The sequence below is a fragment of the Stenotrophomonas sp. SKA14 genome (assembly GCF_000158575.1).
Lineage (GTDB): Bacteria > Pseudomonadota > Gammaproteobacteria > Xanthomonadales > Xanthomonadaceae > Stenotrophomonas > Stenotrophomonas forensis.
Genome location: NZ_DS999412.1, coordinates 162,456 through 188,513, shown reverse-complemented (window position 1 = coordinate 188,513; position 26,058 = coordinate 162,456). Strand labels below are relative to the sequence as shown.

Here is a 26,058-nt window from a genome sequence, read left to right as displayed (position 1 = left end):
GACGTCCTGTCGCCGGCTGCGTATTACAGGCCGGCGCCCTGAATCAGGTAGCCGGCAGCCATACCGGCCAGAACCGGGGTGGCGTCGTTGCTGACGCCGTAGATCCAGCTCTTGGCATTCGCATCCCAGTACGGAAGCTCGACCAGCGGCATGCCTTCGATGCGATAGCCATAGCCATAGCTGGGCTCCTCCACGTTGGCGTTCACGTCCGCACCAGGGCTGACGTAAGCCAAGACAGCCGAAGTACCCCAGACGTCACCGAAGGCACCGTTGTCGTCGGCCACCACACCACCACCGACCACGATGTTGTCGATCTCGAAGATCTGCTTGAGCAGGTCCAGGGTGACCTTGCGCACGCCTGTGTTAGCCGAGCGATCGATCAGCTTCGGATGCTGCTTGAGCTGCTTGAACGACTTGGCAGACAGCAGCATGGTGTTGGGATACAAGCCGATGCTGTCACGCACCGCTTCCTTGCCGGTTTCGACATCCTGCGCCGGGTTTGAGGCGGCGTTGGACCACACGTTGTTGCCAGCCAGTGTCACCTTGTGATCGTTGTCGTAGTTGCTGGCGGAGGTGGCGATCTTGGCGCTGTCCACCTCGTACTCCAGCAGCAGCGAGCGCAGCGCGGTGTTGACAGCTCGCGTGCCCAAGTTGATGCCAGGCACCTGGCTGGCGTCCTTCATGTGCTCGCGTGGCACAAGGGCTTCCAGTGCACTCGGGATGATCGAGTAGGGCTTGCCCTGGTAGCCAAAGCGGATCCGCTTGGTGTTCGAGCCAGGGGCACGCTTGGAGTTGTAGATCTTGAAGGATTCCTTGCCGAACTCGATCACCTGGCCGCCATAGGCGGCGACATCGGCGAAGGGGAACAGCGCGGTGGCCACGAGCTGCGCCTGGCGATAGCCACGGGCGTGCTCGGAAAGGATCGGGTCAACGACGCGAACCTGGCCGGGGGTCATCTGTGCGGACATGTAAATCTCCTGCGGCGCTTGCCGGTCAGTTCGGGATGAGGATCACTTCGAGCACGTCGCCGTCGGCGGCGGCCTTGGCGCCAGGTGCCGCGCGGGCGACGACCTTGCCCGCGTCAGCCGTGACGGCTTTGCCGTCGACGCCGACCTCAAGGGCAGCGCCCGCAGCAATGGCGGCACCTGCGGTCACCTGGGTCGTGCCCAAGACGTCAACCGGAGCCAGTTGTCCGATCGCCGCATCGGAGCGCGTGACGCCGTAGGCGTTGCCGCCGGCAGCTGCTACGCCGCCCGCCGGGGAGACGAAACGGTTGTTGGTAAGGGCTGCCGTGGCCAGCACGGACAGCGTAAGCAGAGCGATGTTCTGGGACATGGTGGGCTCCTGGATAGATGAGTCAGCCGCCGACCGCGGCGACTGCAGCTGCCCAAGACGTGCCAGGGTGCTGCTGCTGATAGGCCTTGGCCTTGTTGAAGAGATCCGCGCGGCCTGCATCCACATGCACTCCCGCAGGCGCTGCGAAGTTCGCGGCTGCGTTCGGCGCGTCGCCAGCGGACTTCTCGCTGAAGTCCACCGCCTTGGGCAGGCTGGTCAGCAGCTCGCGCAGCACCGACTCCGCCGGTTTGGTCACCGTCGTTTCGCCCTCGGCAAAGTTGAGCGGTTCCTTGCCATTGGGCTGGGCCAGCAGCAGCTCCACCACCGCCGGCTGCTGACGGGGCAGCAGCTTGCCTTCCTTCACCAGGCCTTCGGCGAACGCCACTGCATCTTCGCGTCGCGCGGCCTGCTCACGGGCGGCGAGGGCCTTCTCGCGAGCGTCCAGGGTGGAAGCCTGCTGGTCGAGCTGCTGCTGGCGCTGTGCGTGCTCGGCGTTGTTCTGCTGGGACATGGGGTCGATCTCCGATTTGACCTGTTCACGAGTGGGAGGCGTTGCCTGGACGGGCGCAGGCGCACCGAGGGCGCTGCGCGGGAACTGGGTGAGCAATGGCGATGCGAAGAGGGCCGACGCGCGCGAGTTGTCGTCATCGCGTGTGCTGCTCTCGATGCCGCGGATCTGCCAGTCCGGAATGACCTGGTCGGCTGTCTCCAGACCCTGGGTATCGATCAGCCAGTCGCGGAAGCGGCGGAACAGATCCGTCAGCGTCCAGCCCAGCGGGGCCAGCGACATGGCAAAGCACGCAGCGTCATCGCCTTCGGCGAAGGAGGCCGACTTGAGCCCCTTTACTGCCGGCGGCTGCGCACCCAGGAAGCCGATGTGGCGCAGGTAGTACTTGCCCGGCGTCGGGTTCCCCGGCGAATCGGGCATGAAGATGGAGGCGCTGATCTTCTTGAAGCGGCCGTTGTTGACCAGCTCCGCGAAGGCAGGATCTACCTCGTGCGGTTCGGCCATCAGGAGGCCGTCCTTGGCCTGAAGCACTTTGCTCCAGCCATAGGCCGGGTCGTCGGTTTTGGGATGGCCCACCACAATGGGCGCTTCGTGCAGCGCCGGATCGTAGCTGTCGGCGATCTGCTGCACATCCGCCTCGCTGAAGGTCAGCGTGCGGCCGTCTTCGGCAACGTGCGTGCCGGCTTTGAAGATCTGCAGGGTGGCGGCGGGCTGGTTCATGCCGCCAGTTTTCCCGCGCCAGAGGTCGCTGTCTTTGAAACTGGTTTCCAACTTTCGAGGGCGGCAGCGGACTGGCTCATGCCCTCCTTTTTCCCGCAGTACCGTCTCACGTCTTGGGACGGTGCATTGCAGAGAATTTCAACCGCAGATGCACGATGCGCGTGCGGTGATCGTCCTGCGTGGAAACAAGTGCCAGTATCGGCCGCACAGGTGTGTCAGACACCAAGCCGGTGTGGGTGACGCCCGAGTGTGGCGGCGCGCCTGTAGCGGCGCGCAGAGCGCCGCTTATGCGTGAGCTACTCGAAGGCGCCGCTCACGTGATCCTGGGCGATATCCAGCAGCTCCTTCTCATCTTCGCGACTTACACCCAGCCACGGGCGAGCGGCGATGGTGTTCGTGTACGCAGGCATTGTGACCGAGCGCTTGAAGCGCGCGTTCCTACGACTGGCTTTGACGAACCGGCTGCCGCCCTTACCCGTCTTCAGGTGGATATTGGCCGGACGCGCGGCGTGTTGGATGGTGCCGCCGAATTGGTGGATGGCGCCATAGGGTGCATTGGTACCGACCAGGACGGCGTCGTTCCCATCCGTTTGCCATGAGGCCATATCACCGAGCATGTGGAAATCGAACTTCAGAATCGGCACGCCGGGGCGCTTCTTCTGTTTCCAGCGTTTGTAGCTTGGCTCCAGTGCACGCCATCGCTGTCCGGTCGGATCACGCTCCTTCTTGGCTCGCTCGCGTGTCGACCTCAGCAGGTACTCGCCCCAGTCTCTCAGGATCAGTTGCCGTGCTTCGCCCTCCAGCTGGCGCAGCGCATCAGCCAGCGCAGGTGTTGCCGAATCCAGGGTGACTTCGAGCTGCGCCATCAGAGTGCTCCCTGCAGCAGCTGCAGCGTGCCATCGGCGACGCTGCGCTTGAGATCAGAAGGCATCAGCATCTGCAGCTGGGGCTGGATGGTGCTGACGCCCGTTTCCGAGATGGCCACGTCGACCACCATGAAGGCCGGGCGCCCCACCGCAAGGACATACCGCAGGTGGCCTGCGGCCACGTCCAATAGGATGGCCACCGCATCGAGCAGGCGGATAGGCAGCTCGGCTGCGGCGATGGCGACCGCGCCAGGCCGAGTGATGGGGAGCTGCTCAGCCAACACTGCAAAGGCCGCCGTCGCTGGTCGAACGGCAGCGCGCTGCAGCTGCGACACCAGACCGGGAGACAGTGCGCCGGCCAGGTAGCGAGCAGCGTGCGCGGCATCAGCGTCAATGCTGGCCAGCCAGCTGGCGTAGCCGGCCTGCAGGGCGTCCCTGGCACGCGGCCGCGCCAAGGCCCGGGCGGCACTGGCGGCAGCGGGCGCCGCTGGCAGCCGCGCGCCCGTCTCCAGTGCACTCTGCAGAGCGGAGGTCAGTTGGCCTGTCAGCGAGGGCGGTGTGACCGGACCACCACGCCCGCCGGGCCAGTGGTCCGCCGTTGCTCCAGGCGCGTAGCCGAAGCCAGGATCGACGCCTGCCGGCGTCAGCACCGTGCGCGGTCCACCGGGACTGCGCTGCCCGACCGTCACCGACTGCATCACAACCTCAGGGGCCGTGTCGGGGCCGTCCTTGCCCAAGCGGCGCAGATCGCGTTCGTTGAGCGCATCGACGTAGCACTGGCAGCCCCAGCCGTTGGCCGGATAGTGATAGCGCCACCAGGGATCATCATGGCGCAGCACCATGCCATTCCAGGACACGTGCAGTGGCCGGGGGTGTTCGACGGCATCGTTGTGGTTGTAGCGCCAGAACGGCCGTACCTTGATCAGCTGCTGCAGCTGGGCCCAGCGCCCGGCGTTGTAGCTCTGACGCAGGTTGGTTTCGTAGATCACCCGCGAGCGCCAGTTCCGGCCGCCGTTGTAATCCCAGCCATGCGTGGCCACGATGCGGTCGAAGTCTTCGCGGAACTGCTCCAGCGTGCGGCCTTCGGCGATGACACGGTCGATGGACTGCCGGAAGTCGGCCAGCAGTGCGTCACGGTTGGCACCGGCCACCATGAAGCTGGTGTCGTGCTGGGCGTCCCACACGTCCAGGTAGCTCTCGGTGAGCACGTTCTTCTTGCGACGGAAGAACTCGATTTGCTCCTGGAACGGCAGTTGAGCGTAGGCAACCCCAGCCATTGATCAGCCTCCTGCGCCCTGGACGTCGCTGCGGCCGGCCAGCGTCGCTGCCGTCATCGCATCGGCCATCACCGAGGCGTAGTCGTCCAGGGTCATGTTCGGATGTAGCTCGAACAGCCGGTCGCGCAGTTCCTCCAGCGAATCGACCTCATCGACCAGCTGGCGGATCTGCTCCACCCAACCAGCACCGAGGGGCGACAGTCGCCGATCAAGCTGCTGGCCCAGGCCGATGGCAGGATCAGGTGCCTTCGGGGTGCTGTCGGCAAAGGCCGCCGGATAGTGCCGGCGCAGCAGGCTACCCACCGTACCGCCGGCATCAGCGAACTGCGGCCCATCGATCGCTGTCGGTACCGCAGGTGGCTCCGGCAGCGCCTGGACAGGCTCGTAGTTGTCCCCATAGGTCTGGTCCATGTAGACCTGCTTGGGCTTGTAGCCCAGGTCGAGGATCTTCTTGTCGCGACTGGCAGTGGCGTCCAGATCCTCCGGCTCTTCCGTGACGCGGTAGACCCGTGGGATGGCTGCGCCGGGGAAGTTCCATTCGGTGAGCCAGCGCGCCGGCCCCTTGTTGAAGGACTCACACACCAGGTCTGCATCGGAGGTGATGATGTCGCGGCGCACTTCCCGCTGCAGCTGGTCGTTGCCCAGCTTGCCGGGTGTGCCCTGGGTGCTGGCGGTCTGGCCCAGCACCACCTTCTGGATGGTGGCATCCATATAGTCCTGCAGGGCCTTGTAGTCGGCCGTGCCACTGCGCCCGGCCTCCAGCAGCGCCAGCTCCATGCCCTTGGGCATGATGATGCCGCTGTCGGTCTGGATCGCGCGGGTGGCCTGCAGCAGCTTGGACTTCTCCGGATCGGTCGCCTCACTGTCGTACTTGCCCACTGCGGTGGGCATGCCGAACTTCTCCAGGAAGATCAGCCAGAACTTGAGCCCGTTGCGCTTGAACAGCACCGGCCAGTACAGCCAGTGCGCCAGCCCCAGGCCGTAGGGCTCATCGTCGTGATCGGCACCGGAGCAGAAGTTCCAGAAGTACGGCGCGAGTGCCGGGACGCCCTCCGTCATCTGGGTCTGGGTGAGCAGGCGCAGGTCGCCTTCCTTGCCGTAGCGGAAGCGTCGGCGATTGCGGACCTTGATCGCCTCCAGGCCGATGCGGGTGCCGTCGACCTTGTACAGGATCTCGGCCACGCCGTAGCCGTAGAACACGCCAAACAGCATCTTGCGGGTGACGTTGTCCCACCCGATCCCGTGCAGCTGCTCCTGCAGATACTCTGCCGCCTGGCGGTCGATGCGCTTCTCGCCACCGGGCTCCACCTGCCATTCGCAGGCCACCACCGAGTCCTGGCGCGATCCGAAGGTGGTTTTCACCTCCGGATCGGACAGCACCTGCTCGTAGATCTGCAGGTCATAGCCGCCCCGATTGCGCAGCACGCTATCAAAGGGCAGCAGCAGCGGCCCGGTGTAGCCACGGGTGATGTCGATGCCATCGGCGGTGGTGGCAATCTCGCGGCCGATCTCTGGGCGGGCGATGGTCATGCGAATCCTCCAAAATCATTGCCGCCGCTGACCGTGCCGAAGGCATCATCGGTCACGACGGTGGCCACGCCGTCGGCTCGGCCGTCGCCGATGTAGGCGCGAGCGCCGGCCGCCTGGAACTCGATGGGTACCGAGGTGACGTGGTTGAGCGCGGCAAACTGCATCAGGGCGCCTGCGATCGCGCCGTCGCCGTGGCGCACCAGTTCCGGATCCTGCAGGTCCTTGCGCTCCAGGCGCGGCACCATCGGAATGCCATCAACGTACTCCACGGCCCGATGGTCATCCTCCAGCGATGCGTCCCTGGGCACGGTGATGAATCCGTCCTCGAACAACGCGATGTACTTGGGCATCCATTCGCTGTACCAGGGGCGCGACAGGGTGACCTCGTGGATTGGGCCACCGCTGTAGCGGCCCGTCTCGGCATCGAGCTCGGCACGGCCGTAACGGTCGCCTGTGTACTCCATCAGAGTCTGGCCCGGCCCGGTGGCGTCGCCAGCGAACGACCAGCGGCCGCGGAAGCCCTCATTCAGCGCGTCCAGAAACGCCCACAGGATCTGCTCCTGCTGGCGGGTGGGCGCGTTGGCCATCTCGATCAGGAACGGCACATCCCGGCGCAGATCCTGACTGACCTTGGCCGGCTTGATGACCGAGAAGTGGCGGTGGCGCGCAAAGTCCATGCCGACCGCCCAGCGCCCAGTGAACCCGGCCACCGCAGCACGCAGCACCGGCAGCAGCGTGGTGGCGATCCAGACCGAGCACCAGATCTCGCGTTCCTTCTCCGAGCGCTTGGGGAAGTCGTCATCGAAGACCAAGCGCAGCACAGGGCGGACCTCGGACATGGCCCGATCGATCCAGACTGAGGGGATGGCCGAGCCATCTCCGTCGCGCGGGATGACATCCAGCTCCTCGCGCATGGCGGCCTTGCGCGGGCCATAGGCCGAGCGGATGGCGGTGTACCACTCCTTCTTGCCCTCGGCGGTGGCCACCTTGCCACGCATGGCGCAGACCCGCTCGTACAGGCCGTTGGACACGGCATCATCGAAGCTGATGCGGATCACCCCGGCCTTCTTGCCGTAGCGACCGGCCTGGACGTCCTGCACCAGCTGGTTGAACGGATTCTTCTTGCCGCGGTGTGTGGACCACACGCGGATCCGGCCACCCCAGATCAGCAGCGCGGTGGCTGATTCGAGCACCTTGGCCACGTCCTTGTGCAGCGCCGCTTCGTCCAGGTCGACCACGCCCTGCAGGCCGTGGATGTTCTCCGGGCGCGAGGACAGTGCCGTGATACGGAAACCACTGGCGAAGCGAACCCGGAAGGCCTGGATCTGCCGGCTGGTGCCGTCAGGCTGCTGGTCCTGGAAGATGTGCTGCTCGATACGCGAGGCTTGGCCTTGGGCAATGATCGGCGCGAACTTGGCCACATAGCCAATGAACTCCAGACCCTTTTCCTTGGTGTCGGCCATGTACCACACGTTGTCGCCGCCGGCGTCCTTGGCAGAAGCGGCGGTGATGGTGTCGCTCAGCGCCTGGGCGAAGGTGATGCCAGTGCGGCGCCCCTTCTCGCAGACCGCGATATCCAGCCCTTCCTGCATCCGGATCCATTCGGACTGATGAGCCATCAGCACACCGGCCTTGCTCGGATCGAAGTTGGTCGAGATCGAGCGCACGCTCTCAGGCAGCTCATCCCAGTCCAGGACGCGCTCGGTATCCGGCAGGGGACCCAGTGCACTCACTTAGCCGACTCCATGCAGCACCTTGTTGCGCCAGAACTCCACGCCCTCGGCGTCCAGGCCCTTGGCTCGCGCAGCCTCCTCGACCCGGCTGGCCGCGTCGACGAGCGCCTTCTGACGGATCTCGCCGGCCCACTTCTCGCGCACGATGGAAGAGCGGGTCAGCTCGGCAATGGCCTTGGCCGCCTTGCTGTACAGAGCAATACGGTCGGCGGGGGAGATGCTTTCATCGTCCTGGTCGGCGGCCTCCTGGAACTGCAGCAGCGCCTCGAACAGATCGGTCTGCAGCAGGCCCAACAGCGCGCTGCCGCGCTCGGCGGCATTGTCGGGCGCCTGCTCAGCAACCAGCTTCATGGCTTCGGTGCTGGCACTGATCGAAGCCAAGCGGCGCTTGAGCCGCTTGGCGCGTTCGTTGACGGTGGTCTTGCTGATCTCGTAGCCCTGTTCGCCCAGCCATTCGGACAGCGAGATGCTGCCACCGAAGGCGTTGGCAACCAGGCGCCGATCCAGCTCGTCACGCACATCGGCCGGCAACAAGTCGATCTTGCTCACGGGAGGCATGGGGTCACCAGTACTTCGGCGGGCGGGCGATCCCCGGACCGCAGTCGATGCTGTACTCGACGATGTCCACACCGTGGCGGGTCAGCTCCGCCGACCACGGCCCCGACGGGGATTTGGTGATGTCGATCAGGCGACGGGTGTCCAGGTAGTCCAGTTCCCGGCGAACCTCCAGCGCGGTGGCATCCGGGTACATGTCCTGGGCCGCGCCGGCCAGGACGGCTTCACCGATCGGATAGGGGCGTGAGCGATCCAGCACCAGCAACATCAGCCAGCGCAGCTGCTCCCTGCGCAGCTTGCCCAAATCCGGGCCTTGATTTCCGTGACTCACGGCGTGTTCCCCTTGCTTTGCATGTTCGTGATCTTCGAAGCCACTGCATCAAGCTTTGCCTCGATAACGCTCTGTCCGCGGGCATAGTCCTCGCGGCGGACGTAATCCTTCGCAACTTCCAGGCGGAAGTCGGTGAGGTGACTCTCAACCTCGCGCCAGCGCTTGCTGTCGTTGATCAGAATCGCCAGCTGCTGATCAGTGCGTTGTTGCAGCTGGTTGACCAGCCAGCGGCCGCCGGCGATCAGGCCGCCAAGCAGCGTGATGCCGATGCCTGCGAACCACACCAGGTAGAGCGGTTGCACTTCAACGATCATGGGTTGGTCTCGACGGGTAGGCGCTGTCCGGTGAGGACGCCGATGACGCGCTGGCAGGAGCGGACGTGGTCTTCAGCTTCGGTGACGATTTGAAGAGCAGTGCCTGCAACCTCTGGACGTAGTTGGGCGCTCGCATCACGTTCGACGGCGCCAGAGACGGCTTGGGACAGGCGGGCGGTGTGACAGGTGGCGAGGTCGTCGCGCAGCTGGAGATTGCCAGCGCGCAGGTCAGCCACAACAGCAGCAGGGATGGACGCGGACGCCTCCCGATCATCTTCATGTTGGTCTCCGATCTGGGCCATTTCCCTGGCCTGGGTATGCTCGGTGTCGCGAGCATTGCGCTCGCTTTCCAGTTGCGATTGAAGCGTGGTCACGCGCTGCTGCGCCCTGGCATCACGGGCTTGGGCGTCCAGCGCATTGCCGCGATAGAGAAGTGCTGCGGCAATGGCGACCAGCAGGAGCACCAGCAGCAGGGCGACCGTTGCGGTCAGGGTGCGGACCATCAGTACCGGCCCTCGCACATCGCGCGCTCAGCGGTGCGGCGGCGCTCCAATCCCTTATAGGACTTGCCGCCGGCATTGGCCCAGTTGCTCAGCTGGGCACATGCGAGGTCCCAGCGGCCTTGATTGGCGTAGACACGGATCCGCGGCTGCTGACCGTTGCGCAGCGTGCACAGGCCGTCCTTGACGCCAGCACCACCCGGACCGACGTTGAAGGCGAACGACGTCAGCGCGGCCGCCTGGTAGTCCGTCATCGGCACCTTGATGCAACTCTGCACGGTGTTCCAGGCGACGCCGAGGTCCGACTGGAGCAGACGCTCGCATTCGGCGCGGGCGTAGGTGCGCTGTTCTACCTTGGCCGTATGGCCGTAGCAGACCGTCAGCTTCCCGACGACATCACGATAGGGCTGGGCCGAGTAGCCCTCGAAGGGCTGCACCAACCCGAGCAGCAACGCCAGCATGGTTGCCAGCATTCCGCCCGCGATGGGCAGTGCCTTGTTACCGGGTTGCTCTGCTGCCATGCGCCATCTCCAGGGAAAGATGGCCGACGGGCAGACGAGGATGCCCGCCGGCCAGGTGCGCCATGCGCACACCAAACCGATGGGCAGAGTTTCAGTCTTTGACTGATCGTCGTCTTTGAAACTGGTTTCGAGGAATCTCACGCGCGCGCGTGGGACTGTGCAGATCCCTTCGCGACGTGCGTAGCTGCAGAAGACTATTCGCCCTTGGGCTTATGCGCTTCCCACCAACTGTTGACAGAGGCAGCGGGCGGTGTTTCCGGTTTGGAAGGTTGATAACCAGGATTTACAGCGGAAGGTGCGATCGCCGCAGGACCCGGGGCTTCTACCCTGGGAATTTCAACGTCTCCACATCGCTTGGCGGCAAAAGCCCCCTGAAGCTGAGCTCGCCTTTCCACTGACGTCCTCTTTGCTTCATTCCGTTCGATCACATTTCCGATCCCAAAGTCACCCAAAAAGCTGGCAATGGACATGCCGCTGAACTTTGCTTGCTGCTCGACCTGCCTATCAAAGGCATCCACCTTGGATAGTTCAATTCGGATCTGCTCACAAGAATAGTTCAGCGTCTCGTAGCTCGTTACCGGCTGCAGACGCCCATAACGCTTGGTGGCACACCCACTCAAGGCCGCTGCCATCAGCACGCTGGCGATGACGAACTCTACTCGCTTCATTACTCCCCCTTGCTTGAGACCTGTCATTAGCGCGCTCTTCGTAGCACTTAATGCCTATGTGATTGGTCGCTTTCGTATCCCCCGGGCCACGCCGTCCTCAACGTCTTGAGTCAGCAGAGCCATCAACAGACGTGACGCCGCCGCTCGACCGGCATCGGAAAGTGCCCAAAACGTGTCAATCACTTCGTTGAACTGCGCAATCTGCTCCTCCTCCATTCCAGGCCTAGCAACGCTCCTTTGCCCGGTCAGCACGTAAAGGGGATCCAAACCGTTCTCGGACCAGCCAGCAAGCTGGGCTGCCGTTGGCGATGTTGCTCCCTTTTCCCAATCGATGACGGTGCGCTTCGACGCCCCAACTACTTCCCCAAAGGCGGTCTGACTCAGACCGAGGCGAATTCGCTCCTCACGGAGCCGAAAGCCAAGAGTGCGAATTAATTCACCCATAAGTGTTGACATGTGCAGATTTCTGCACCAGTCTTATCCCGTCCGGTTTAAACAACACCGCAAGGATACGACATGGCTCAGCACCTGCCGCCCGGCCGCGACTTGATGAACAAGGTTCGCGCCGGCATGACCCTCCAGAACACCACTGTCAGCGCTTGGTGCCGCAAGAACGGCATCAATCCCAGCGCGGCCCGCCAAGCCATCTACGGCACTTGGGCTGGGCCGAAGGGCAAGGCTCTGCGCGCCACTCTGCTCAGGGCAGCAGGCGTGAAGGACGTCGCATGAACGCCCCCGGCCGCCCCCTGGACGAGGTGCCCACCCGCGAACTGGAGCTACTGCTCGCCTCAGCCCGCGACCAGTACGCCACCGCCGTGAACAACTGGCAGCGCGCCGTCGAGTCAGACGCGCCTCTGGCCAACACCCTGCCGCTGGCCGGCGCCGTCGACGCAGCCGACCGCCGCGCCGTCCGGATACTGAAGGAACTGGCGCGCCGCCAGCAGGACGCTGCGGCATGAGTGAGCAAAGCATCTTCGCCCGCCTACTGTTCGCCCTGGCCGGGCACAGCCGCACCGGCCTGCGCCTGAAACCGATCGCCGACGGCATCGGCGAATCCCCCAGCACCACGCTGCGCAACCTGCAGCGCCTGGCCGAAGACGGCCTGGTCGAACGCTCTCCCTTCGACCAGGACAACTGGCGCCTATCCCCCCGAATCGTCCAGATCGCCTTGGCTCATCAAGCAGAGGTGGCCCGTGAAGAGCGCCAGCTGGACGACTTCAAGAACCGCTACAGCCGTAGCCCCAACTGATGACGAGGACCGAAATGGCAGAGAAGCAACCCAACAAGCGCGGCGCCAAGCCGCTCGCCCAGGCCGAGCCAGTTGTCCAGGATCTGGACGCGGAAAAGCTGGCCGAGCGCAGCCAGGAGCTGGTTACCCTCGGTGAGCACCAGAGCGAGGTGGTGGATCAGTTCGGTGACGGCCTGCCGTGGCACCCGGACCACTACGAGAACGCCATCCGCAGCGAGCTTCGCCGCGGCTGCGAAGCCTTCCTTCGCGCCGGCCGCTACTTGATCGTGGCGCGCGAATGCGCCGCGCATGGCGAATGGGACGGCATGCTGGAACGTCTGGGCATTGAAGGATCTCAAGCACGCCGGATGATGGAGGCGTCCAAGCGCGTAGCCGCGCTGCCAAATCGTGCGACGTCGCACGATTTGATTGCAGCCGCCAAGTCCGGAAGCAAGATCATCGAACTGCTCTCTCTTCCCGAGGAGCAGTTCGCGGAACTGGCAGAGAAGGGTGCGACGGATGGCCTCTCGCTGGACGATGTCGAATCCATGACGGTACGCGAACTCCGGGCAGCCATCCGCGAAGCCCGTGCCGATGCCGACGCAAAGGATCAGCGCATCAACAAGTTGAGCGACGATCTCAACAAGGCGGAGGAGAAGACAGCAAAAGCGCAGCGGAAGTGGAAGAAGGCCACCCCCGACGAGCAGTCCCAGGAACTGCTGACCCAGCTGGAGCTGGCCGCCTCCCAGGTGCGCCTTGCCATCGCCAGCGGCAGTGAAGAAGCCGGCTTCAGCGGCGCGGTGATCACGCTGATGCAGCACGCCGAGCAACACGACCTCAACGTTGATGAGCAGGTGGCCGGGATCATCGCCAGCCTGATCAACGACCTGCGCCTTGTCCGCGACCACCAGGAGGTGGGCGTCACGGTGATCCATGACCGTCGCCTGGCCGACTGGAAGCGGGAGGGCTGACATGGCCCTCAGCGCCAGCTTGATCGAGCAGGCCGCTGCTGACCTGCTCTGCGCCGGGCACGGCCAGAAGCGCGCCATTGCCGAGCGATACGCCGCCGAATGGGGCTGCAGCGTACAGACGTTGTATCGGCAGGTCTCGAAGCTGACCTGTTCGCTGAAGCCTCGCAAGCGCCGCAGCGATCGGGGCAACTCCGACTGGACCCAGCAGGAACTGGAAATGATTTCCGCTGTATTGCTGGAGTCGCGTCGCGGCACTGGCAAGCGCCTGGCCAGCATCGGCGAGGCCATCGACATGCTACGCGCCAATGGCATGGTGCGCGGCGAGACTGTGGATGCCGGTACCGGCGAGATCCGACTGCTGAGCGAGAGCTCCGCAGCCAAAGCCTTGCGCACCAACCGCTTGCACCCTGATCAGCTGTCGGCACCTGCACCGAAGGTTCAGCTGGCCAGCGAACATCCCAACCAGGTGTGGCAGGCCGATCCCAGCCTGTGCGTGCTGTATTACCTCAAGCGCCAGGACGGCCTGCATGCGATGCCGGCAAGCGAGTTCTACAAGAACAAGCCCAAGAACCTGGCGCGCGTCGAGAACGAGCGCGTCTGGCGCTACGTGTTCACCGACCACACCAGCGGCGCCTTCTACGTGGAATACGTGCTGGGCGCCGAGAGCGGCGAGAACCTGTGCCGCACCTTCATCAACGCCATGCAGTACCGCGGTGCGGCTGATCCGTTCTGTGGCGCACCGACGATGGTGATGGTGGACCCGGGCAGCGCCAATACGGGTGCGATGTTCAAGAACCTGTGCGCGGCCCTGGGTATTCGCATCTGGATCAATCAGCCGGGCCAGCCGTGGGCAAAGGGCCAAGTCGAAAAGACCAACGACCTGATCGAACGCAAGTTCGAGCACCGCCTTCGCTTCGACAACGTGCAGAGCTTGGAGCAGCTCAACGCATCGGCGTGGCGTTGGATGCGCAACTTCAATGCCACCGCTCAACACACCCGGCACAAGTCCTCGCGCTACCAGGCGTGGATGACGATCAAGCCCGATCAGCTGCGCCTGGTACCGGCGACCGAGGACTGCATGAAGCTGGCCACCCGCGCTCCGGAACTGCGCAAGGTCAACCCGCTGCTGCGGATCAGCTTCCTGGGCAAGACCTACGACGTGTCGGGCGTGCCGGGCGTGATCGTGGGCCAGAAGCTCACGGTCGCCCGTAATGCCTTCGGTAGCGAGTTCGGTGCGCAGGCGCTGTTCACAGACGATGCTGGCCGCGACACCTGGTACACGATGGAGCCGCTGGAAGCAGACGCATACGGGTTCACCGGTGCGGTGGCGGTCGGCACATACCACGCGCACGCCGACACCCCGGCGGACACAAACCGCAAGCGGGTCGAGCGCCTGGCGATGGATGCCGAGACCGACGAGCAAGCCAAGGCGCAGCGCAAGGCCAAGGCAATGCCGTTCGGTGGCCGTATCGACCCCTACAAGTCGGTGCAGCAGGCGCCGGAGATCCAGCACCTGCCGCGCCGGGGTCATCGCGTCGACGTCGCGGTCCCCGATGTGGTCGAGGCCCCTCGCTTCACGGTCGATTCGGTCACGCCCATCCGCGCGGAATTGCCGCCACTGAACCATGTGGAAGCGGCCATGCGCTTGAAGCCGCTACTGGAGGCCGCCGGTTCGGCTTGGTCGCCGGACCACTACGCACGCACCGCCCAGCGCTGGCCGGAAGGCCTGCCGGTGGATCAGGTCGAGTCCTGGGCGCACGCCCTGGCAACGCCTGAGCGCGGTGGTCTCCGGCTGGTGGAAGGAGGTGCCGCGTGATGGCTTCGCTCGACAGCATCAAGAAAGACGCACGCCTCATCCAGGAACGCGACGGATTCGGCTACTGCCAGGCGCTGGAGATCGCTGCGCGAAAGGCTGGCTTCAACACCTATGCAGCTGCGAAGGCTGCCTTGCAGGGGCGGAGGGCTCGCCCATGACGTTGCGTCTGAAGCGCCTGCTCACCGAGGCCGGCATCAAGCAGGGAGACCTGGCCAGTGCTGCAGGTCTGAGCCGTCCGGCCCTCAATGCCTTGATCAACCACGGCCAGTTGCCCACCAGCTGCGATCCGGCAGTGGTGCGCGCTGCCATCAGTTCCTGCCTGACCCAGCACGGCGTAACCGACGCCCACTGGCATGAAAAGGAGGGGCCGACGTGCGGGGTCACGCCAGCCCCGGTTTCCCCACCGCAAGACACCGATAACGACAACGACATTCACGACGAGGAAGATCCCATGCTACTGCGTTTTCAGGCTTTGACTCCACAGGCCAAGCGTCACTTCGGCCTCACCAGCAATCCCTTCGCCGATCCGGCTAGTGCCGAAGAGGTGTTCCTGTCGCCGGATATCCGCTATGTCCGCGAGAGCATGTACCAGGTGGCCCGCCACGGCGGCTTTGCTGCGGTGATCGGCGAAAGTGGTGCTGGCAAGAGCACGCTGCGCGAAGACCTGGTTGATCGCATCCAGCGTGAAGAGCAGGCCGTCATTGTTATCCAGCCCTACGTGCTGGCCAGCGAAGGCAGTGATGCCGTGGGCAAGACCCTGCGCAGCCACCATATCGCCGAGGCGATCATGGCCGCTGTCGCCCCGCTGGCCAAGCCGAAGAGCAGCCCCGAGGCCCGCTTCCGCCAGCTGCACGAATCGCTGCGTGACAGCGCCCGCGCCGGTCACAGCCACGTCCTGGTGATTGAAGAGGCCCACAGCCTGCCGCTGCCGACCCTGAAGCACCTCAAGCGCTTCCGCGAGCTGAAGGACGGCCTGCGCCCGCTGCTGTCGGTGATCCTCATCGGGCAACCCGAGCTGGGCGTGAAGCTCTCTGAGCACAACCCGGAGGTACGCGAAGTAGTACAGCGCATCGAGATCATCACGCTGCCGCCGCTGGACAACGAGCTGGGTGCCTACCTGGCGCACCGCTTCAAGCGCGCCCAGGTGCCGCTGGACAAGGTGGTGGAACAGAGTGCCATCGACGCGCTGCGCGCCAAGCTGGTTCCTTCGCGCGGCGCTGGCTCGTTGCTGTACCCGCTGGCGGTTCAGAACGCCCTGACCGCTGCGATGAACCGCGCCGCTGACCTGGGCGTGCCAACCGTCACCGCTGACGTCGTGCGGGGGGTGTGAGATGGCGATCCGAACCGAAGGCTGGCCGGCGGTAGAAGGCATGGTGGTTGAGCCAATGACGGCGCAGTGGCCGCTTGCAACGCGTGTTGTGGCGGTTCCCTTTGAAATGCAGGACCGTCCGGCGCCGGTGAATGTGGACATCCTGCAGGTGGTGATCGTGCCGCGCGCCAACTGGGAGCGCATCACCGCGCATGTTCCGGCCGATGTGCTGCAGCGTGAGGGGGTGGCTCATGGCTGATACGCCCCACAGCAATAACGGACTACAGCATCTGCGCTGGTTCGCCGAAAGCCTGATGCGCGATGCCGAGCTTCCGGATCGTCAGGTGACGGTGATGCACCGAGACCTCTTCCGCCGTGCCGGAATCCAATGGCGCGACGGACAGGATCTGGTGGAACTCTTGGCATCACTGGACCTGCAGCAGCTGAGCGGCCTGATCAGCCAGCTGCGCGACGGCGATGACGACGAGGAGGAATGATGGCCGTTCCGACCCTCCAGCGCTGCCTCGGCCAGGTGCGTAACCGCCAGCGCCACAGTGCCCAGCACCCCCAGCGGAAGAAGTCCATCGGGACGCTGGTGCAGGACTGCCACACGTTCCCGACAGCGTCGCGTGTGGGAGAAGTCCAGGTGCACGACCCTGAAACCAGGCGCGAGTACTCGGTCGAGGTCTGGATCCACAGCGGCGTGGTGGTGATCGCGCACAGCACCAGCAAGCGCTGGCTGCTGGAACTGGACGAGATTCTCGACCTGGCCATCGCCGCCGGCATTGATCGGGGGGCCATCTGACATGCAGCTGGCCCTGCTACCGCAAGAGCTGTCCCCACAGACGGTGCTTTTGCAGCTGCAGGGCCGTCGCGGCGCCGTCAACGGCATCACTGCCCGCGACCTGGTGCAGCAGATCACTTCACGTACCAGCACCGCCGACGAGCGCCGCCTGCGCCAGATCATCGAGCAGCTGCGGCGCGAGGGGCACCCGATCTGCGCCCACCCGGCTCACGGCTACCACCTGGCCGCCAGTGCGGCCGAACTGGACCGCGCCTGCACCTTCCTGGTCGGGCGCGCCATGACCTCCCTGGAGCAGGTCAGCGCGATGAAGCGCGTTGCGCTCCCGGATCTGTACGGACAACTCGGGCTGGACAAGCCCGCTACCGACGAGGAATCCAACCATGAACCATGAACGCAATTCCGACGTGCTGTATGCCGCCGCCAACACGGCACGCGAGCTGGAGAACAGCGGCATCGAGATCCTGGGCCTGCACAGCAATGGCCGTCGCGCGGTGCTGATTCTGGACCGCCCTCCCACGATGGTGGGTGGCCACCTCAAGCGCCGCCAGCCCAACGGCAGCGGCGGGCAGGACCGCGTGATGGCCGCTGAGTACCAGGGCGTGCAGCTGGAGTGGACCCAGCGTCCTCCGATGCTGCGGGAGGTGGCTCATGGCTGAGCGCGGCCAGTTCCTGGTGGTCCCTGCTGAGTGGGTGGGTGGCGACACCTTCACCGACTCGGACAAGGCGATCGAAGACGCCCAGGCCCGCAGCAAGGTCGACGGCAAGCACCGCGCGGTGGTTTGCGTGGTCGCTCGCACTACGCCCAGCCCTGCACCGGTCATCGTGCTGACGCGTACGGAAGCCGGCATCACGCAGCCGCAGGTTGTTCAGCCATGAGCGCCGTCCCCAGCGTCGCAATGCAGCACGCTATCGCCCTGTCACTGGGCGCCAGCGTGGTCCGTTCTGCGGATCTGATCGATCGGGTGATGGAGCACGGCTTCCATTACCGCGGCTATGTGTCCAACGCGGTCGCCAAGGCGGTGCGGTGCGGAATGATCCTGCGCGTCGGCGAAGGGCTGGCCCGCAACTACCGCCTCAACCCCGACTGGAAGATCGACCAAGCGGCGTTGGCTGCCGCGCAGGCGCAGCGTGTGCGTGGTACCCGGCCGGGTATGACAGGGGCGCAGAAGGCTCGATCTGCTGCTGGGGGCTACGAAGGTCCCGCCTTCGACAAAGGCCCGCTGACGCCCTCCATCGGCACCGTGTGCCAGTCCCAGGAGGATCTGGAAGGTGAGTTACCGCCTTACCTCGGTGGTCGCCTGGTCGATTCGTTGCACAACCACTTCGATCGCATCTTCGGCGGGGTGGAGTGATGGCTCGCACCGGCCGCCGGCGCTACGACCACCTGTGCGCGATGCGCTTTGCGCTGTGGGCTCGTATGCAGAACCCGCGCCAGCTCACCCCGCAGCGCATTTCCGGCCTGCTCGGGATCTCGCTGGATGCCGCCCGCCGCTGGCGAGCCGACTGGTTCACCGCCAACAGCCCTATCCATGTCGAAGGCGTCCCCGACGTCCTTCGGCCCACTCAACCGTTTGTCCCCCCCGCCGCCCAAGGAGGCGCCCAATGACCCCATCCATTCCCGAAGGCTACCGCGAGGACCGCAATGGTCGGCTGGTGCCAGAGGCACAGATCAAGCCGATCGATCTGGCCCGCGACCAGCTGGTTCAGGAGAAGATCCAGCGCGCCCTGCAGCTGCGCGAAGAACTGCGCACCTTCAAGGCGGACACGTTCGCTGACATTGCGGCCTTCGTGCAGCTCAGTGGCGAGCAGTACGGCGCCAAGATCGGCGGCGACAAGGGCAACGTGAGCCTGTACACCTACGACGGCCGCTACAAGATCCTGCGCGCCTGCCAGGACAGCATCCAGTTCGATGAGCGGCTGCAGGCGGCCAAGGCCCTCATCGATGAGTGCCTGAACGACTGGACCGAAGGCTCCCGTGCCGAGCTGCGTACCCTGGTCAACAGCGCCTTCAAGGTGGGGCAGGACGGCAGCATCAAGACAGGCGAGGTGCTCTCGCTGCATCGCCTCAAGTTCGATGACCCCCGCTGGCAGCAGGCGATGAAGGCCATCAGCGATGCGGTGACGGTGGTGGGCAGCAAGACCTATGTGCGGTTCTACGAGCGCGACGCACGTGGCCAGTATCAGCCCATTTCTCTCGACGTGGCGGGGGTCTGACATGCCGAAGATCCGAGACACCTGCACCTTCCGCTTCGACGGTGTTCGCGGTGCCCTGAATGCCAACACCCTGGCGCTGGCGGTGGAGATCGCCGACCAGGCTGCACGGGCCGACGTGGAGATCCACGCGCCGGCCGTGGAGCTGGATGGGCTGCGCTTCTTCGACGCCACTTGCGGCAACATCCAGGGCGAAGACGCGACCGCTGCTCGCTATGCCATTCGCCAGGCGGTGCGGTACATCGAAGCGCGCGGGGACGCACTCCCTTGGCGCCTGAAGCGTCATATCTCCCAGCCGGGCCTGCTGCACTTCGAAGAGCGTACGGACGTTGAGGTGGCCACCTCCGGGCCGCGCCACGCGTGCGTCAACTGCGACATGCCCACCGGCTTGGCGGAATCGCCGATGTGCGGTCCGTGCGCCCAGCAGGCGGTAGGTGCGATGGCGTCTACCACGGCTGACGCGATCCGGCGCATGGACGGGCTCGACTTCGTGTGTGGCCTGCGCGACCCGCAGACGAAGCGGAACGTGGCCACGGCCATTGCTCGCCAGGTTGGGCATGGCATGGCCGAGAAGTGCGAAGCCCAAGCCGAAGCGGCCCTCAACGCCATTCTCGAGCTGCTGCTCCACCCGCCGGTGCTGGTCTTGCAGCGCAGTGGCCCAATCAACCTCCTGGGGGTGCACTCGTGATCGCGTACTGCTGGGCCAATGGCCAGATTGGGTTCGGCAACAACGTGCCGGAAGGTGCGATCTTCATCGCCGAAGGGAGCAACGGGCAGCTGCGCAAGGTGATCAGCGTCGTAGCCAGGCACGGAAAGGGACTGATGCAGGGGATGCTGGTTGTCCCGGGTGTGCCAGAGGCGCAGACGCAGCGGGCAAAGGGTGACGCGCTTGGGGATTGGCTTGCGTGGTGTTCCCAGCATCCGCGTCGGCTGCGCTGGGGCGCACTGCGTACCAGCAACCGCAACACCGACTCAAAGGAGAACCGCCATGTTCATGCGTAACCTGGTGCTGTTCCGCTTTCCAACCAGCACCGACTTCTCCGAAGTCGAATCCGTGCTGCCGTATGGCGTTCTGAAGCCGGTTGGACCGCTCGAAATGAACTCGCGCGGCTTCATTTCCCCCTTCGGCCGCGAGGAGCAGGAGCACCTCTGCTGCAGGCAGGGCGCGTTCCTTTGGCTGACCGTGGGCGGCGAGGACAAGATCCTGCCCAGCGCGGTGGTCAACCGTGCGCTGGACACCCGTCTTCAGGTCATGGAACAGGAACAGGGGCGTCAACCGGGTGGTCGTGAGAGCAAGCGCATGAAGGACGACATCCTGCACGAGCTGCTGCCCAAGGCCTTCGTCAAGAACAGCCGCCACGACGCCATCTTGGACCTTGCCAACGGTTATGTGGCCGTGGACACCGCCAGCCGCAAGGTGGCTGACGCCTTCGTGTCCGATATCCGTGGCCTGCTCGGCAGCTTCCCGGCGATGCCGCTGAACGCCGAAGTCGCGCCGCGCTCGATCCTGACTGGCTGGATCGCTGGTGAGCCCCTGCCGGATGGCTTGTCCCTCGGGGAGTCGGCCGAACTGCGCGATCCGGTCGAGGGTGGTGCCAAGGTGCGCTGCAGCGACCAGGAGCTGCGCAGCGACGAGATCGACAAGCATCTGGATGCCGGCAAGCAGGTCACCCGTCTGGCCCTGGTGCTGGAGGACGCGCTGTCCTTCGAGCTGGGCGAGGACCTGGTGGTGCGCAAGCTGAAGTTCCTGGACGGAGCCCTCTCCCAGCTGGAGCAGGTCGACGCCGATAGCCACCGCGCCGAGTTCGACGCCCGCTTTGCCCTGCAGAGCGGCGAGATTCGCCGCCTGTTCCTGGTGCTGGAACAGGCCTTCCACCTTTCAACGAACCCGTGAGGCCCGGTATGACCATCAAGCGCTACAAGATCGAACGTGACTGGGGCGAAGGCCAGGTACAGCTTGAGATCGACCACAGCATCCTGACGCCGGAGCTGGCGGCGGAAATCAACGAGTTCTGGACAGGGGCCGATGAGCGGCTTGACGCCGCCGACGACAACCCCGTGCTGGCCGTCATCAAGATCGCCGGTGCCGAGTTCATGGGTTGGGTGCTCGATGCGAACTCAAGCTACTCGACCGAAAGCATGCAGCGTGAGTTTGACCAGCTGGAAGGGTGGCCATCGCCACACGGTATCCGCCTGGTTGGCTGGGATGACCGTCCTGACCTCGATTCCTCCCTGATGCAGGTCGAGGAAATTGAGGTGCCACATGGATGAGACCGTGTACGACGCCGCATGGCGGGCCTACAAAGCCGCGCCTCGCGCCGTGGCCAACGGCCCGTCACGCTCAGCCGTTCGAGCGGCGGTGGATGCGGTGCTTGGCTACCTGATGCCGCCTGGTTCGACGCCAGCGTTCTTCGCCGACCGCGAACTGCGGCGGGCAGTGGCGGCGGACCTCATGGAGATGGGCAGTGAGAGCCAGCGCGGCGGCTGGCCGGCCATGCGGGCAACCTACACCGTCCCGCTTTTCCAGGTCCCGCCAGGCCCTTTGCAGACCGACGTCCTGAAGCGGCTTCACTGTGTGCCGCCGATGTGGTTGAGCGAACAGGTTGGAGGTCCGTTTGATGACCTGACTCCCGGTCAGGCATGGCGCGACGGGTTCAACGAATGCCGTAGGCGTTCGCTACTGCTGATCGAGCAGGAACTGACCGAAGCTGGCCGCGAGGAAGGGGCTGTTGATGCGCCGTGATCCGCTGACAAAGAAGTCCCAGGTGGCCACCGTCCTGAAGGACGGTGGCCGTATCGTGCCTGGCGTGCGCGAAGGGCTGCTGCAGTTGCTGGACCATGCGGGCCAGGAAGTGCCGGCATGGCAGACCGCCCTCCGGGCCGCTCAGGGCGCAAGGAGCAAGGCATGACGCGCGTTCGCAAGGCCGGCGACGGCCGTAACCGGGTGCTGGCCGCGATCCACGCCGGCGCCAAGAAGCTCAGCCTCTCCGACGACGTCTACCGTGACCTGGTCGAGCGTGTATCCAGAGAGCACGGCGTTGCCCAGCGCAGCGCCGGCAAGTGCGATCGCCGGCAGCTCGATGCGATCGCCAACGAGCTGCGTCGCCTGGGTGGAATTCCCGCCAAGGCGGCGTACGCAGCCAAACGTTGGGCAGGCCGCCCCAAGGGCGACCTATCCCCCCAGCTGTCCAAGATCGAAGCCCTGCTGGCTGATTCGGGGCGTGAGTGGGAATATGCCCATTCGGTGGCCCGCCACATGTTCAAGGTAGGACGCCTGGAATGGTGCAACCCGGATCAGTTGTTCAAAGTGATTGCCGCTCTTCAGATCGATGCCAATCGCCGCGCCCGGCGGGAGGCCCCTTCGGCATGAAGTCGATGGAGGCCCGCCGCAACGAGCTCTTGGCCAATGCCGCTTCGGCGGCGGCTACGGCTGCGCGTGCGCTCGGCCTCGGCGACGACTTCGCAGAGCAGATCGGCGCGGCGGTGGCGGACACCTTGGCCGAAGACTGGGGCGGCCAGACCATCTACTTTCCCCAGGACGCCTCATTCAAGCTCAGCCCACGCGAGCGTGAGATACTGAACGCCCACCGCAATGGGGCTACAGTTCCGGGCTTGGCGAAGCGATACAGAATGTCTGAGCAAGGGATCCGCAAGCTGCTCGCCAGGGCGAACTTCCGGGATCGTAACCTCAATCAGATGAGTCTGTTCCGTACAGCACCCTGATTGCACCAGGCGCAATGGCTTTCCATCTTGATCCGCCATTGCCAGCTTTCTTCCGGGGTCTTCCGGCTAGATATCTCGCAGCCCCCCCTGATATATCTCACCCCTGAACACGTTGCCTCTGCGGGTGCCGGGCGGCAGCCCGGCCCAAGCCCCCCACCCACGCAGGTAGAATGCGTACATGGCTCTCTCCCTGCTCAAGTCCCTCAAGCCGGTCGCTGGCCGCGCCCTGCAGATCGCCCTGAACCGCGCCCTCGCGCTGGATCCGGATACCCGCCATGCGCTGGCCAGCCTCGACGGCCGGCATATCGACCTGACCCTGGAAGCGCCTTCGCTGGCGATGCGCATCAGCGTCGAGGGCGATCAGCTGCGGGTCGGTCCGGTCGACACGCAGGAAGCCGATCTGGCCGTGCGCAGCAGCCTGGCCGGCGTGCTCGCGCAGCTGCCGCTGCTGGCCAACGCGCGCCGCACCGACAGCACCGGCAAGGGCCGCGTGCGCGTAGCCGGCGACGCCGAGCTGGCGCGCCGCCTGCAGCAGCTGGCCAAGGGCTTCGATCCGGACTGGCAGCAGCCGTTCGTCAGCGTGTTCGGCGAGGTGCTGGGCGTGCAGGTGGCCAACACCCTGCGCAGCGCGCTGCAGCAGGCGCGCCAGGGCGCGATCGACCTGGCCCACAGCGCAGCCGAATTCATCACCGAGGAGTCGCGTGATGTGGTGCCGCGTGCCGAGCTGGATGCCTTCCATGACGACGTGGACGTGCTGCGCGATGACGTCGAGCGCCTGGGCGCGCGCGTGCAGCGCCTGCGGGGTGCTGCATGAAGGCCGTGCTGCGGGCCAGCCGCATCGGTCGGGTGATCCTGCGTTACCGCCTCGATGATCTGTTGCAGGGCACGCCGGCCGAGCGCTGGCTGCGCCTGGCCAAGCCGTTCGTGCCGCGCGCCTCGGCCGATATCGCCGCACAATCGCGCGGCGCCCGCTTGCGCCTGGCGTTGCAGGACCTGGGCCCGATCTTCGTCAAGTTCGGCCAGATCCTGTCGACCCGCCGTGACCTGGTACCGCCGGACGTGGCCAACGAGCTGACCCTGCTGCAGGACCGGGTCAAGCCGTTCGATGGTGATACCGCGCGTCGCATCGTCGAAGAAGCGCTTGGCCTGCCGGTGAGTGAGGCGTTTGCCAGCTTCGACACCGAGCCGCTGGCCTCGGCCTCGATCGCGCAGGTGCACGCAGCGACACTGGCCGATGGTCGCCAGGTGGTGGTCAAGGTATTGCGCCCAGGCATCGAGAAGCAGATCGACGCCGACATTGCCCTGCTCAATTCGCTGGCCGCGCTGGTCGAGCGCACCCATCCACGTGCCGACAAGATCCGCCCGCGTGAGGTAGTGGCCGAAGTCGAGAACACCCTGGCTGCCGAACTGGACCTGCAGCGCGAAGGCGCCAATGCCAGCGTGCTGCGCCGCTTCTGGGAAAACAGCGACGACCTGTACGTGCCGGAAGTGATCTGGAGCCACACCGCCGAGCGCGCGCTGACCCTGGAACGCGTATGGGGCATCCCGTCCGATGACATCGCCGCGCTGGACAAGGCCGGCATCGACCGCAAGGCGCTGGCCGCCAAGGGCGTGCGGGTGTTCTACACCCAGGTGTTCCGCGACAACTTCTTCCATGCCGATGCGCACGCCGGCAACATCTGGGTCGACACCGATCCGGCGCGCCGTGCCAACCCGCGCTTCATCGCGCTGGACTTCGGCATCATGGGCCAGCTCTCGCAGGAGGATCAGTACTACCTGGCCGAGAACTTCATGGCCATCTTCAACCGGGATTACCGCCGCATCGCCGAACTGCACGTGCAGGCACGCTGGATGCCGGATCACGTGCGCATCGATGATCTGGAAGCGGCGGTGCGTTCGGTGTGCGAGCCGTACTTCACCCGCCCGCTGTCGCAGATCTCGCTGGCCGAAGTGCTGATGAAGCTGTTCCGGGTGGCGCAACGCTACCAGCTGACCCTGCAGCCGCAGTTGATCCTGCTGCAGAAGACCCTGCTGAACATCGAAGGTGTCGGCCGCCAGCTCGATCCGCAGATCGACATCTGGGCAGTGGCCAAGCCGGTGCTGGCGAAGATCCTGCGCGAGCGCTACAGCCCTCGCCGCGTGGTGCGCGAGATCGGCAAGCGCCTGCCGGAAATCATGACCCATGCGCCGGACATGCCGCGTCTGGTACACGCCTGGCTGACCCAGCAAGTGGAAGGCCGGCATGAACTGTCGATGCGTTCGCGCGATCTGGTTGCGCTCGATGCCAGTCTGCAGCGGCTGCAGAAGCGCGCGGTGGGGGCGATCACCGGTGTCGGCCTGTTGGCCATCGCGGCGCTGATGTACGTGCTGCAACCGCCGGGCTGGTACTGGGGTGACCTGCCGATGTGGAGTTGGTTGTCCGGTGCGGTTGGTGCGGTGGCGCTGCTGCGCGCGTGGTGGAAGTAGGGCCCATGCTGCAGGCACTCAAGGACGAACTGGTCCGCTTCGGCGCCGACAACGACGCACGCGAAAGTGCGCGCGGCCGACGCATGCTCAACATCACGCCGGAGACCGGTGAATTCCTGTCGGTCCTGGTGCGCTTCGGCAACACTCGCCAGGTGCTGGAAATCGGTACGTCCAACGGCTATTCCACGCTATGGCTGGCCGAGGCCGCCGCCGCCATCGACGGCCACGTGACGACGCTGGAGTACGCCGAGGGCAAGGTGGCGATGGCACGTGACACCTTCGCGCGCAGTGGCCTGGCTGAGCGCATCACGCTGGTCCACGCCGATGCCGGGCAGTGGCTGGCACAGGCCGCCGATGGCAGCCTCGATCTGCTGTTCCTCGATTCGGACCGCGAACAGTACGCCGGCTGGTGGCCGCAGTTGCGCCGCGTGCTGCGGCCCGGTGGCCTGCTGGTGGTGGACAACGCGATCTCGCACGCTGCGCAGATGGAGCCGCTGCGCGTGCTGCTGGACGCTGATCCGGACTTCAGCACCAGCCTGGTGCCGGTGGGCAACGGCGAGCTGTTGGCCGTGCGCAGCGCCTGACTGCCGTGCCGCCCCGCTTGATCCGGTAGTGCCGGCCGCTGGCCGGCAAACGCAGCCATCCGATTGCCCGGAGGCAGCCGGCCAGCG

General features: G+C 65.3%; 41 protein-coding genes. 27 read left to right on the top strand and 14 right to left on the bottom strand.

From position 1 onward, the window contains the following. Positions 1-23: 23 nt before the first annotated feature. The 14 genes from SSKA14_RS01060 to SSKA14_RS23190 form a co-directional block, all read right to left on the bottom strand. Positions 24-968, bottom strand: coding sequence for a hypothetical protein (locus SSKA14_RS01060; protein WP_008266322.1), 945 nt, complete (start codon positions 966-968; stop codon positions 24-26). Between the two features lie 25 nt (positions 969-993). Next, the gene (locus SSKA14_RS01055; protein ID WP_049399127.1) at positions 994-1,335 is read right to left on the bottom strand and encodes a capsid cement protein; all 342 of its coding nucleotides are present in this window, start codon (positions 1,333-1,335) and stop codon (positions 994-996) included. A gap of 22 nt (positions 1,336-1,357) precedes the next feature. Then, on the bottom strand, positions 1,358-2,563 hold the full coding sequence (locus tag SSKA14_RS01050) for a hypothetical protein (RefSeq protein ID WP_040009211.1): 1,206 nt from the start codon (positions 2,561-2,563) through the stop codon (positions 1,358-1,360). A 296-nt stretch (positions 2,564-2,859) separates the two neighbouring features. Beyond that, complete coding sequence (locus tag SSKA14_RS01045) at positions 2,860-3,429, bottom strand: phage virion morphogenesis protein (protein ID WP_008268056.1); 570 nt, start codon at positions 3,427-3,429, stop codon at positions 2,860-2,862. Continuing rightward, entirely contained in the window at positions 3,429-4,706 is a 1,278-nt protein-coding gene (locus tag SSKA14_RS01040) for a phage minor head protein (RefSeq protein ID WP_008264470.1), read from the bottom strand. Before SSKA14_RS01040 ends, SSKA14_RS01045 begins: the two co-directional genes overlap by 1 nt. A gap of 3 nt (positions 4,707-4,709) precedes the next feature. Then, complete coding sequence (locus SSKA14_RS01035; RefSeq protein WP_008267274.1) at positions 4,710-6,236, bottom strand: DUF935 family protein; 1,527 nt, start codon at positions 6,234-6,236, stop codon at positions 4,710-4,712. Beyond that, positions 6,233-7,969 (bottom strand): hypothetical protein, encoded by a 1,737-nt coding sequence (locus tag SSKA14_RS01030; RefSeq protein ID WP_008267234.1) that lies wholly within the window; start codon positions 7,967-7,969, stop codon positions 6,233-6,235. Before SSKA14_RS01030 ends, SSKA14_RS01035 begins: the two co-directional genes overlap by 4 nt. Next, entirely contained in the window at positions 7,970-8,518 is a 549-nt protein-coding gene (locus tag SSKA14_RS01025) for a DUF3486 family protein (RefSeq protein WP_050413323.1), read from the bottom strand. It abuts the gene before it with no gap. Between the two features lie 13 nt (positions 8,519-8,531). Then, positions 8,532-8,855 carry a hypothetical protein gene (locus tag SSKA14_RS01020; protein ID WP_024957611.1) on the bottom strand — a complete coding sequence of 108 codons (324 nt, stop codon included), beginning with the start codon at positions 8,853-8,855 and terminating at the stop codon, positions 8,532-8,534. Then, complete coding sequence (locus SSKA14_RS01015; RefSeq protein WP_008265891.1) at positions 8,852-9,169, bottom strand: hypothetical protein; 318 nt, start codon at positions 9,167-9,169, stop codon at positions 8,852-8,854. The genes SSKA14_RS01020 and SSKA14_RS01015 overlap by 4 nt, the downstream gene beginning before the upstream one ends. Then, on the bottom strand, positions 9,166-9,672 hold the full coding sequence (locus tag SSKA14_RS01010) for a lysis system i-spanin subunit Rz (RefSeq protein WP_008264923.1): 507 nt from the start codon (positions 9,670-9,672) through the stop codon (positions 9,166-9,168). The genes SSKA14_RS01015 and SSKA14_RS01010 overlap by 4 nt, the downstream gene beginning before the upstream one ends. Further along, positions 9,672-10,331 carry a lysozyme gene (locus tag SSKA14_RS01005; RefSeq protein ID WP_152907180.1) on the bottom strand — a complete coding sequence of 220 codons (660 nt, stop codon included), beginning with the start codon at positions 10,329-10,331 and terminating at the stop codon, positions 9,672-9,674. The genes SSKA14_RS01010 and SSKA14_RS01005 overlap by 1 nt, the downstream gene beginning before the upstream one ends. A gap of 53 nt (positions 10,332-10,384) precedes the next feature. Continuing rightward, positions 10,385-10,858 carry a hypothetical protein gene (locus tag SSKA14_RS24040; RefSeq protein WP_232281353.1) on the bottom strand — a complete coding sequence of 158 codons (474 nt, stop codon included), beginning with the start codon at positions 10,856-10,858 and terminating at the stop codon, positions 10,385-10,387. Between the two features lie 54 nt (positions 10,859-10,912). Beyond that, positions 10,913-11,314: a helix-turn-helix transcriptional regulator gene (locus SSKA14_RS23190; RefSeq protein ID WP_080355185.1), complete on the bottom strand. Its 402-nt coding sequence runs from the start codon at positions 11,312-11,314 to the stop codon at positions 10,913-10,915. A 60-nt stretch (positions 11,315-11,374) separates the two neighbouring features. Between SSKA14_RS23190 and SSKA14_RS00995 the strand changes: the two genes are divergently transcribed. From SSKA14_RS00995 to SSKA14_RS00870, 27 genes are all read left to right on the top strand, one after another. After that, positions 11,375-11,587: a hypothetical protein gene (locus SSKA14_RS00995; RefSeq protein WP_008265835.1), complete on the top strand. Its 213-nt coding sequence runs from the start codon at positions 11,375-11,377 to the stop codon at positions 11,585-11,587. Then, complete coding sequence (locus SSKA14_RS00990) at positions 11,584-11,817, top strand: hypothetical protein (protein ID WP_040006683.1); 234 nt, start codon at positions 11,584-11,586, stop codon at positions 11,815-11,817. The genes SSKA14_RS00995 and SSKA14_RS00990 overlap by 4 nt, the downstream gene beginning before the upstream one ends. Next, positions 11,814-12,107 (top strand): helix-turn-helix domain-containing protein, encoded by a 294-nt coding sequence (locus SSKA14_RS00985; protein WP_008267142.1) that lies wholly within the window; start codon positions 11,814-11,816, stop codon positions 12,105-12,107. Before SSKA14_RS00990 ends, SSKA14_RS00985 begins: the two co-directional genes overlap by 4 nt. Positions 12,108-12,121: 14 nt before the next feature. Next, the gene (locus SSKA14_RS00980; RefSeq protein ID WP_008266072.1) at positions 12,122-13,057 is read left to right on the top strand and encodes a hypothetical protein; all 936 of its coding nucleotides are present in this window, start codon (positions 12,122-12,124) and stop codon (positions 13,055-13,057) included. Between the two features lies 1 nt (position 13,058). After that, positions 13,059-14,873 (top strand): DDE-type integrase/transposase/recombinase, encoded by a 1,815-nt coding sequence (locus SSKA14_RS00975; protein ID WP_008266617.1) that lies wholly within the window; start codon positions 13,059-13,061, stop codon positions 14,871-14,873. Further along, positions 14,873-15,031 carry a hypothetical protein gene (locus tag SSKA14_RS23700; RefSeq protein WP_008268046.1) on the top strand — a complete coding sequence of 53 codons (159 nt, stop codon included), beginning with the start codon at positions 14,873-14,875 and terminating at the stop codon, positions 15,029-15,031. Before SSKA14_RS00975 ends, SSKA14_RS23700 begins: the two co-directional genes overlap by 1 nt. Then, positions 15,028-16,203, top strand: a complete 1,176-nt coding sequence (locus SSKA14_RS00970; protein WP_008268737.1) for an AAA family ATPase — start codon at positions 15,028-15,030, stop codon at positions 16,201-16,203. Before SSKA14_RS23700 ends, SSKA14_RS00970 begins: the two co-directional genes overlap by 4 nt. Position 16,204: 1 nt before the next feature. Further along, entirely contained in the window at positions 16,205-16,441 is a 237-nt protein-coding gene (locus tag SSKA14_RS00965) for a hypothetical protein (protein ID WP_008265702.1), read from the top strand. Continuing rightward, the gene (locus SSKA14_RS00960; protein WP_040006680.1) at positions 16,434-16,679 is read left to right on the top strand and encodes a hypothetical protein; all 246 of its coding nucleotides are present in this window, start codon (positions 16,434-16,436) and stop codon (positions 16,677-16,679) included. Before SSKA14_RS00965 ends, SSKA14_RS00960 begins: the two co-directional genes overlap by 8 nt. After that, on the top strand, positions 16,679-16,987 hold the full coding sequence (locus SSKA14_RS00955; RefSeq protein ID WP_040006678.1) for a hypothetical protein: 309 nt from the start codon (positions 16,679-16,681) through the stop codon (positions 16,985-16,987). Before SSKA14_RS00960 ends, SSKA14_RS00955 begins: the two co-directional genes overlap by 1 nt. A 1-nt stretch (position 16,988) precedes the next feature. Then, positions 16,989-17,378, top strand: coding sequence for a hypothetical protein (locus SSKA14_RS00950; RefSeq protein ID WP_024957596.1), 390 nt, complete (start codon positions 16,989-16,991; stop codon positions 17,376-17,378). Beyond that, on the top strand, positions 17,368-17,643 hold the full coding sequence (locus SSKA14_RS00945) for a hypothetical protein (RefSeq protein WP_040006676.1): 276 nt from the start codon (positions 17,368-17,370) through the stop codon (positions 17,641-17,643). Before SSKA14_RS00950 ends, SSKA14_RS00945 begins: the two co-directional genes overlap by 11 nt. Next, positions 17,636-17,863, top strand: a complete 228-nt coding sequence (locus tag SSKA14_RS00940; RefSeq protein WP_008265784.1) for a hypothetical protein — start codon at positions 17,636-17,638, stop codon at positions 17,861-17,863. The genes SSKA14_RS00945 and SSKA14_RS00940 overlap by 8 nt, the downstream gene beginning before the upstream one ends. After that, the gene (locus SSKA14_RS00935; RefSeq protein WP_141097897.1) at positions 17,860-18,339 is read left to right on the top strand and encodes a hypothetical protein; all 480 of its coding nucleotides are present in this window, start codon (positions 17,860-17,862) and stop codon (positions 18,337-18,339) included. The genes SSKA14_RS00940 and SSKA14_RS00935 overlap by 4 nt, the downstream gene beginning before the upstream one ends. Continuing rightward, positions 18,339-18,593 (top strand): hypothetical protein, encoded by a 255-nt coding sequence (locus SSKA14_RS00930; RefSeq protein WP_040006673.1) that lies wholly within the window; start codon positions 18,339-18,341, stop codon positions 18,591-18,593. Before SSKA14_RS00935 ends, SSKA14_RS00930 begins: the two co-directional genes overlap by 1 nt. After that, entirely contained in the window at positions 18,590-19,201 is a 612-nt protein-coding gene (locus SSKA14_RS00925) for a DUF3164 family protein (protein WP_008267057.1), read from the top strand. Before SSKA14_RS00930 ends, SSKA14_RS00925 begins: the two co-directional genes overlap by 4 nt. Before the next feature lies 1 nt (position 19,202). Continuing rightward, a complete protein-coding gene (locus SSKA14_RS00920; protein ID WP_040006671.1) occupies positions 19,203-19,886 on the top strand; it encodes a hypothetical protein in 684 nt (227 codons plus the stop codon). Then, positions 19,883-20,200, top strand: a complete 318-nt coding sequence (locus SSKA14_RS00915; protein ID WP_087944924.1) for a hypothetical protein — start codon at positions 19,883-19,885, stop codon at positions 20,198-20,200. The genes SSKA14_RS00920 and SSKA14_RS00915 overlap by 4 nt, the downstream gene beginning before the upstream one ends. Further along, on the top strand, positions 20,187-21,092 hold the full coding sequence (locus SSKA14_RS00910) for a recombination-associated protein RdgC (RefSeq protein ID WP_008265379.1): 906 nt from the start codon (positions 20,187-20,189) through the stop codon (positions 21,090-21,092). The genes SSKA14_RS00915 and SSKA14_RS00910 overlap by 14 nt, the downstream gene beginning before the upstream one ends. An 8-nt stretch (positions 21,093-21,100) precedes the next feature. After that, entirely contained in the window at positions 21,101-21,469 is a 369-nt protein-coding gene (locus tag SSKA14_RS00905; RefSeq protein ID WP_008267406.1) for a DUF2528 family protein, read from the top strand. Continuing rightward, the gene (locus SSKA14_RS00900; RefSeq protein WP_040006669.1) at positions 21,462-21,941 is read left to right on the top strand and encodes a hypothetical protein; all 480 of its coding nucleotides are present in this window, start codon (positions 21,462-21,464) and stop codon (positions 21,939-21,941) included. The genes SSKA14_RS00905 and SSKA14_RS00900 overlap by 8 nt, the downstream gene beginning before the upstream one ends. Next, positions 21,931-22,107 (top strand): hypothetical protein, encoded by a 177-nt coding sequence (locus SSKA14_RS23695; protein WP_157635897.1) that lies wholly within the window; start codon positions 21,931-21,933, stop codon positions 22,105-22,107. The genes SSKA14_RS00900 and SSKA14_RS23695 overlap by 11 nt, the downstream gene beginning before the upstream one ends. Beyond that, complete coding sequence (locus SSKA14_RS00890) at positions 22,104-22,568, top strand: regulatory protein GemA (RefSeq protein WP_040006666.1); 465 nt, start codon at positions 22,104-22,106, stop codon at positions 22,566-22,568. The genes SSKA14_RS23695 and SSKA14_RS00890 overlap by 4 nt, the downstream gene beginning before the upstream one ends. Beyond that, on the top strand, positions 22,565-22,921 hold the full coding sequence (locus SSKA14_RS00885) for a Mor transcription activator family protein (RefSeq protein ID WP_008266767.1): 357 nt from the start codon (positions 22,565-22,567) through the stop codon (positions 22,919-22,921). The genes SSKA14_RS00890 and SSKA14_RS00885 overlap by 4 nt, the downstream gene beginning before the upstream one ends. 178 nt (positions 22,922-23,099) lie before the next feature. Further along, entirely contained in the window at positions 23,100-23,735 is a 636-nt protein-coding gene (locus SSKA14_RS00880) for an SCP2 sterol-binding domain-containing protein (protein ID WP_008268155.1), read from the top strand. Then, complete coding sequence (gene ubiB, locus SSKA14_RS00875) at positions 23,732-25,387, top strand: ubiquinone biosynthesis regulatory protein kinase UbiB (protein WP_008265856.1); 1,656 nt, start codon at positions 23,732-23,734, stop codon at positions 25,385-25,387. The genes SSKA14_RS00880 and ubiB overlap by 4 nt, the downstream gene beginning before the upstream one ends. Before the next feature lie 5 nt (positions 25,388-25,392). Continuing rightward, positions 25,393-25,971, top strand: a complete 579-nt coding sequence (locus SSKA14_RS00870) for an O-methyltransferase (RefSeq protein ID WP_008265485.1) — start codon at positions 25,393-25,395, stop codon at positions 25,969-25,971. Positions 25,972-26,058: the final 87 nt, after the last annotated feature.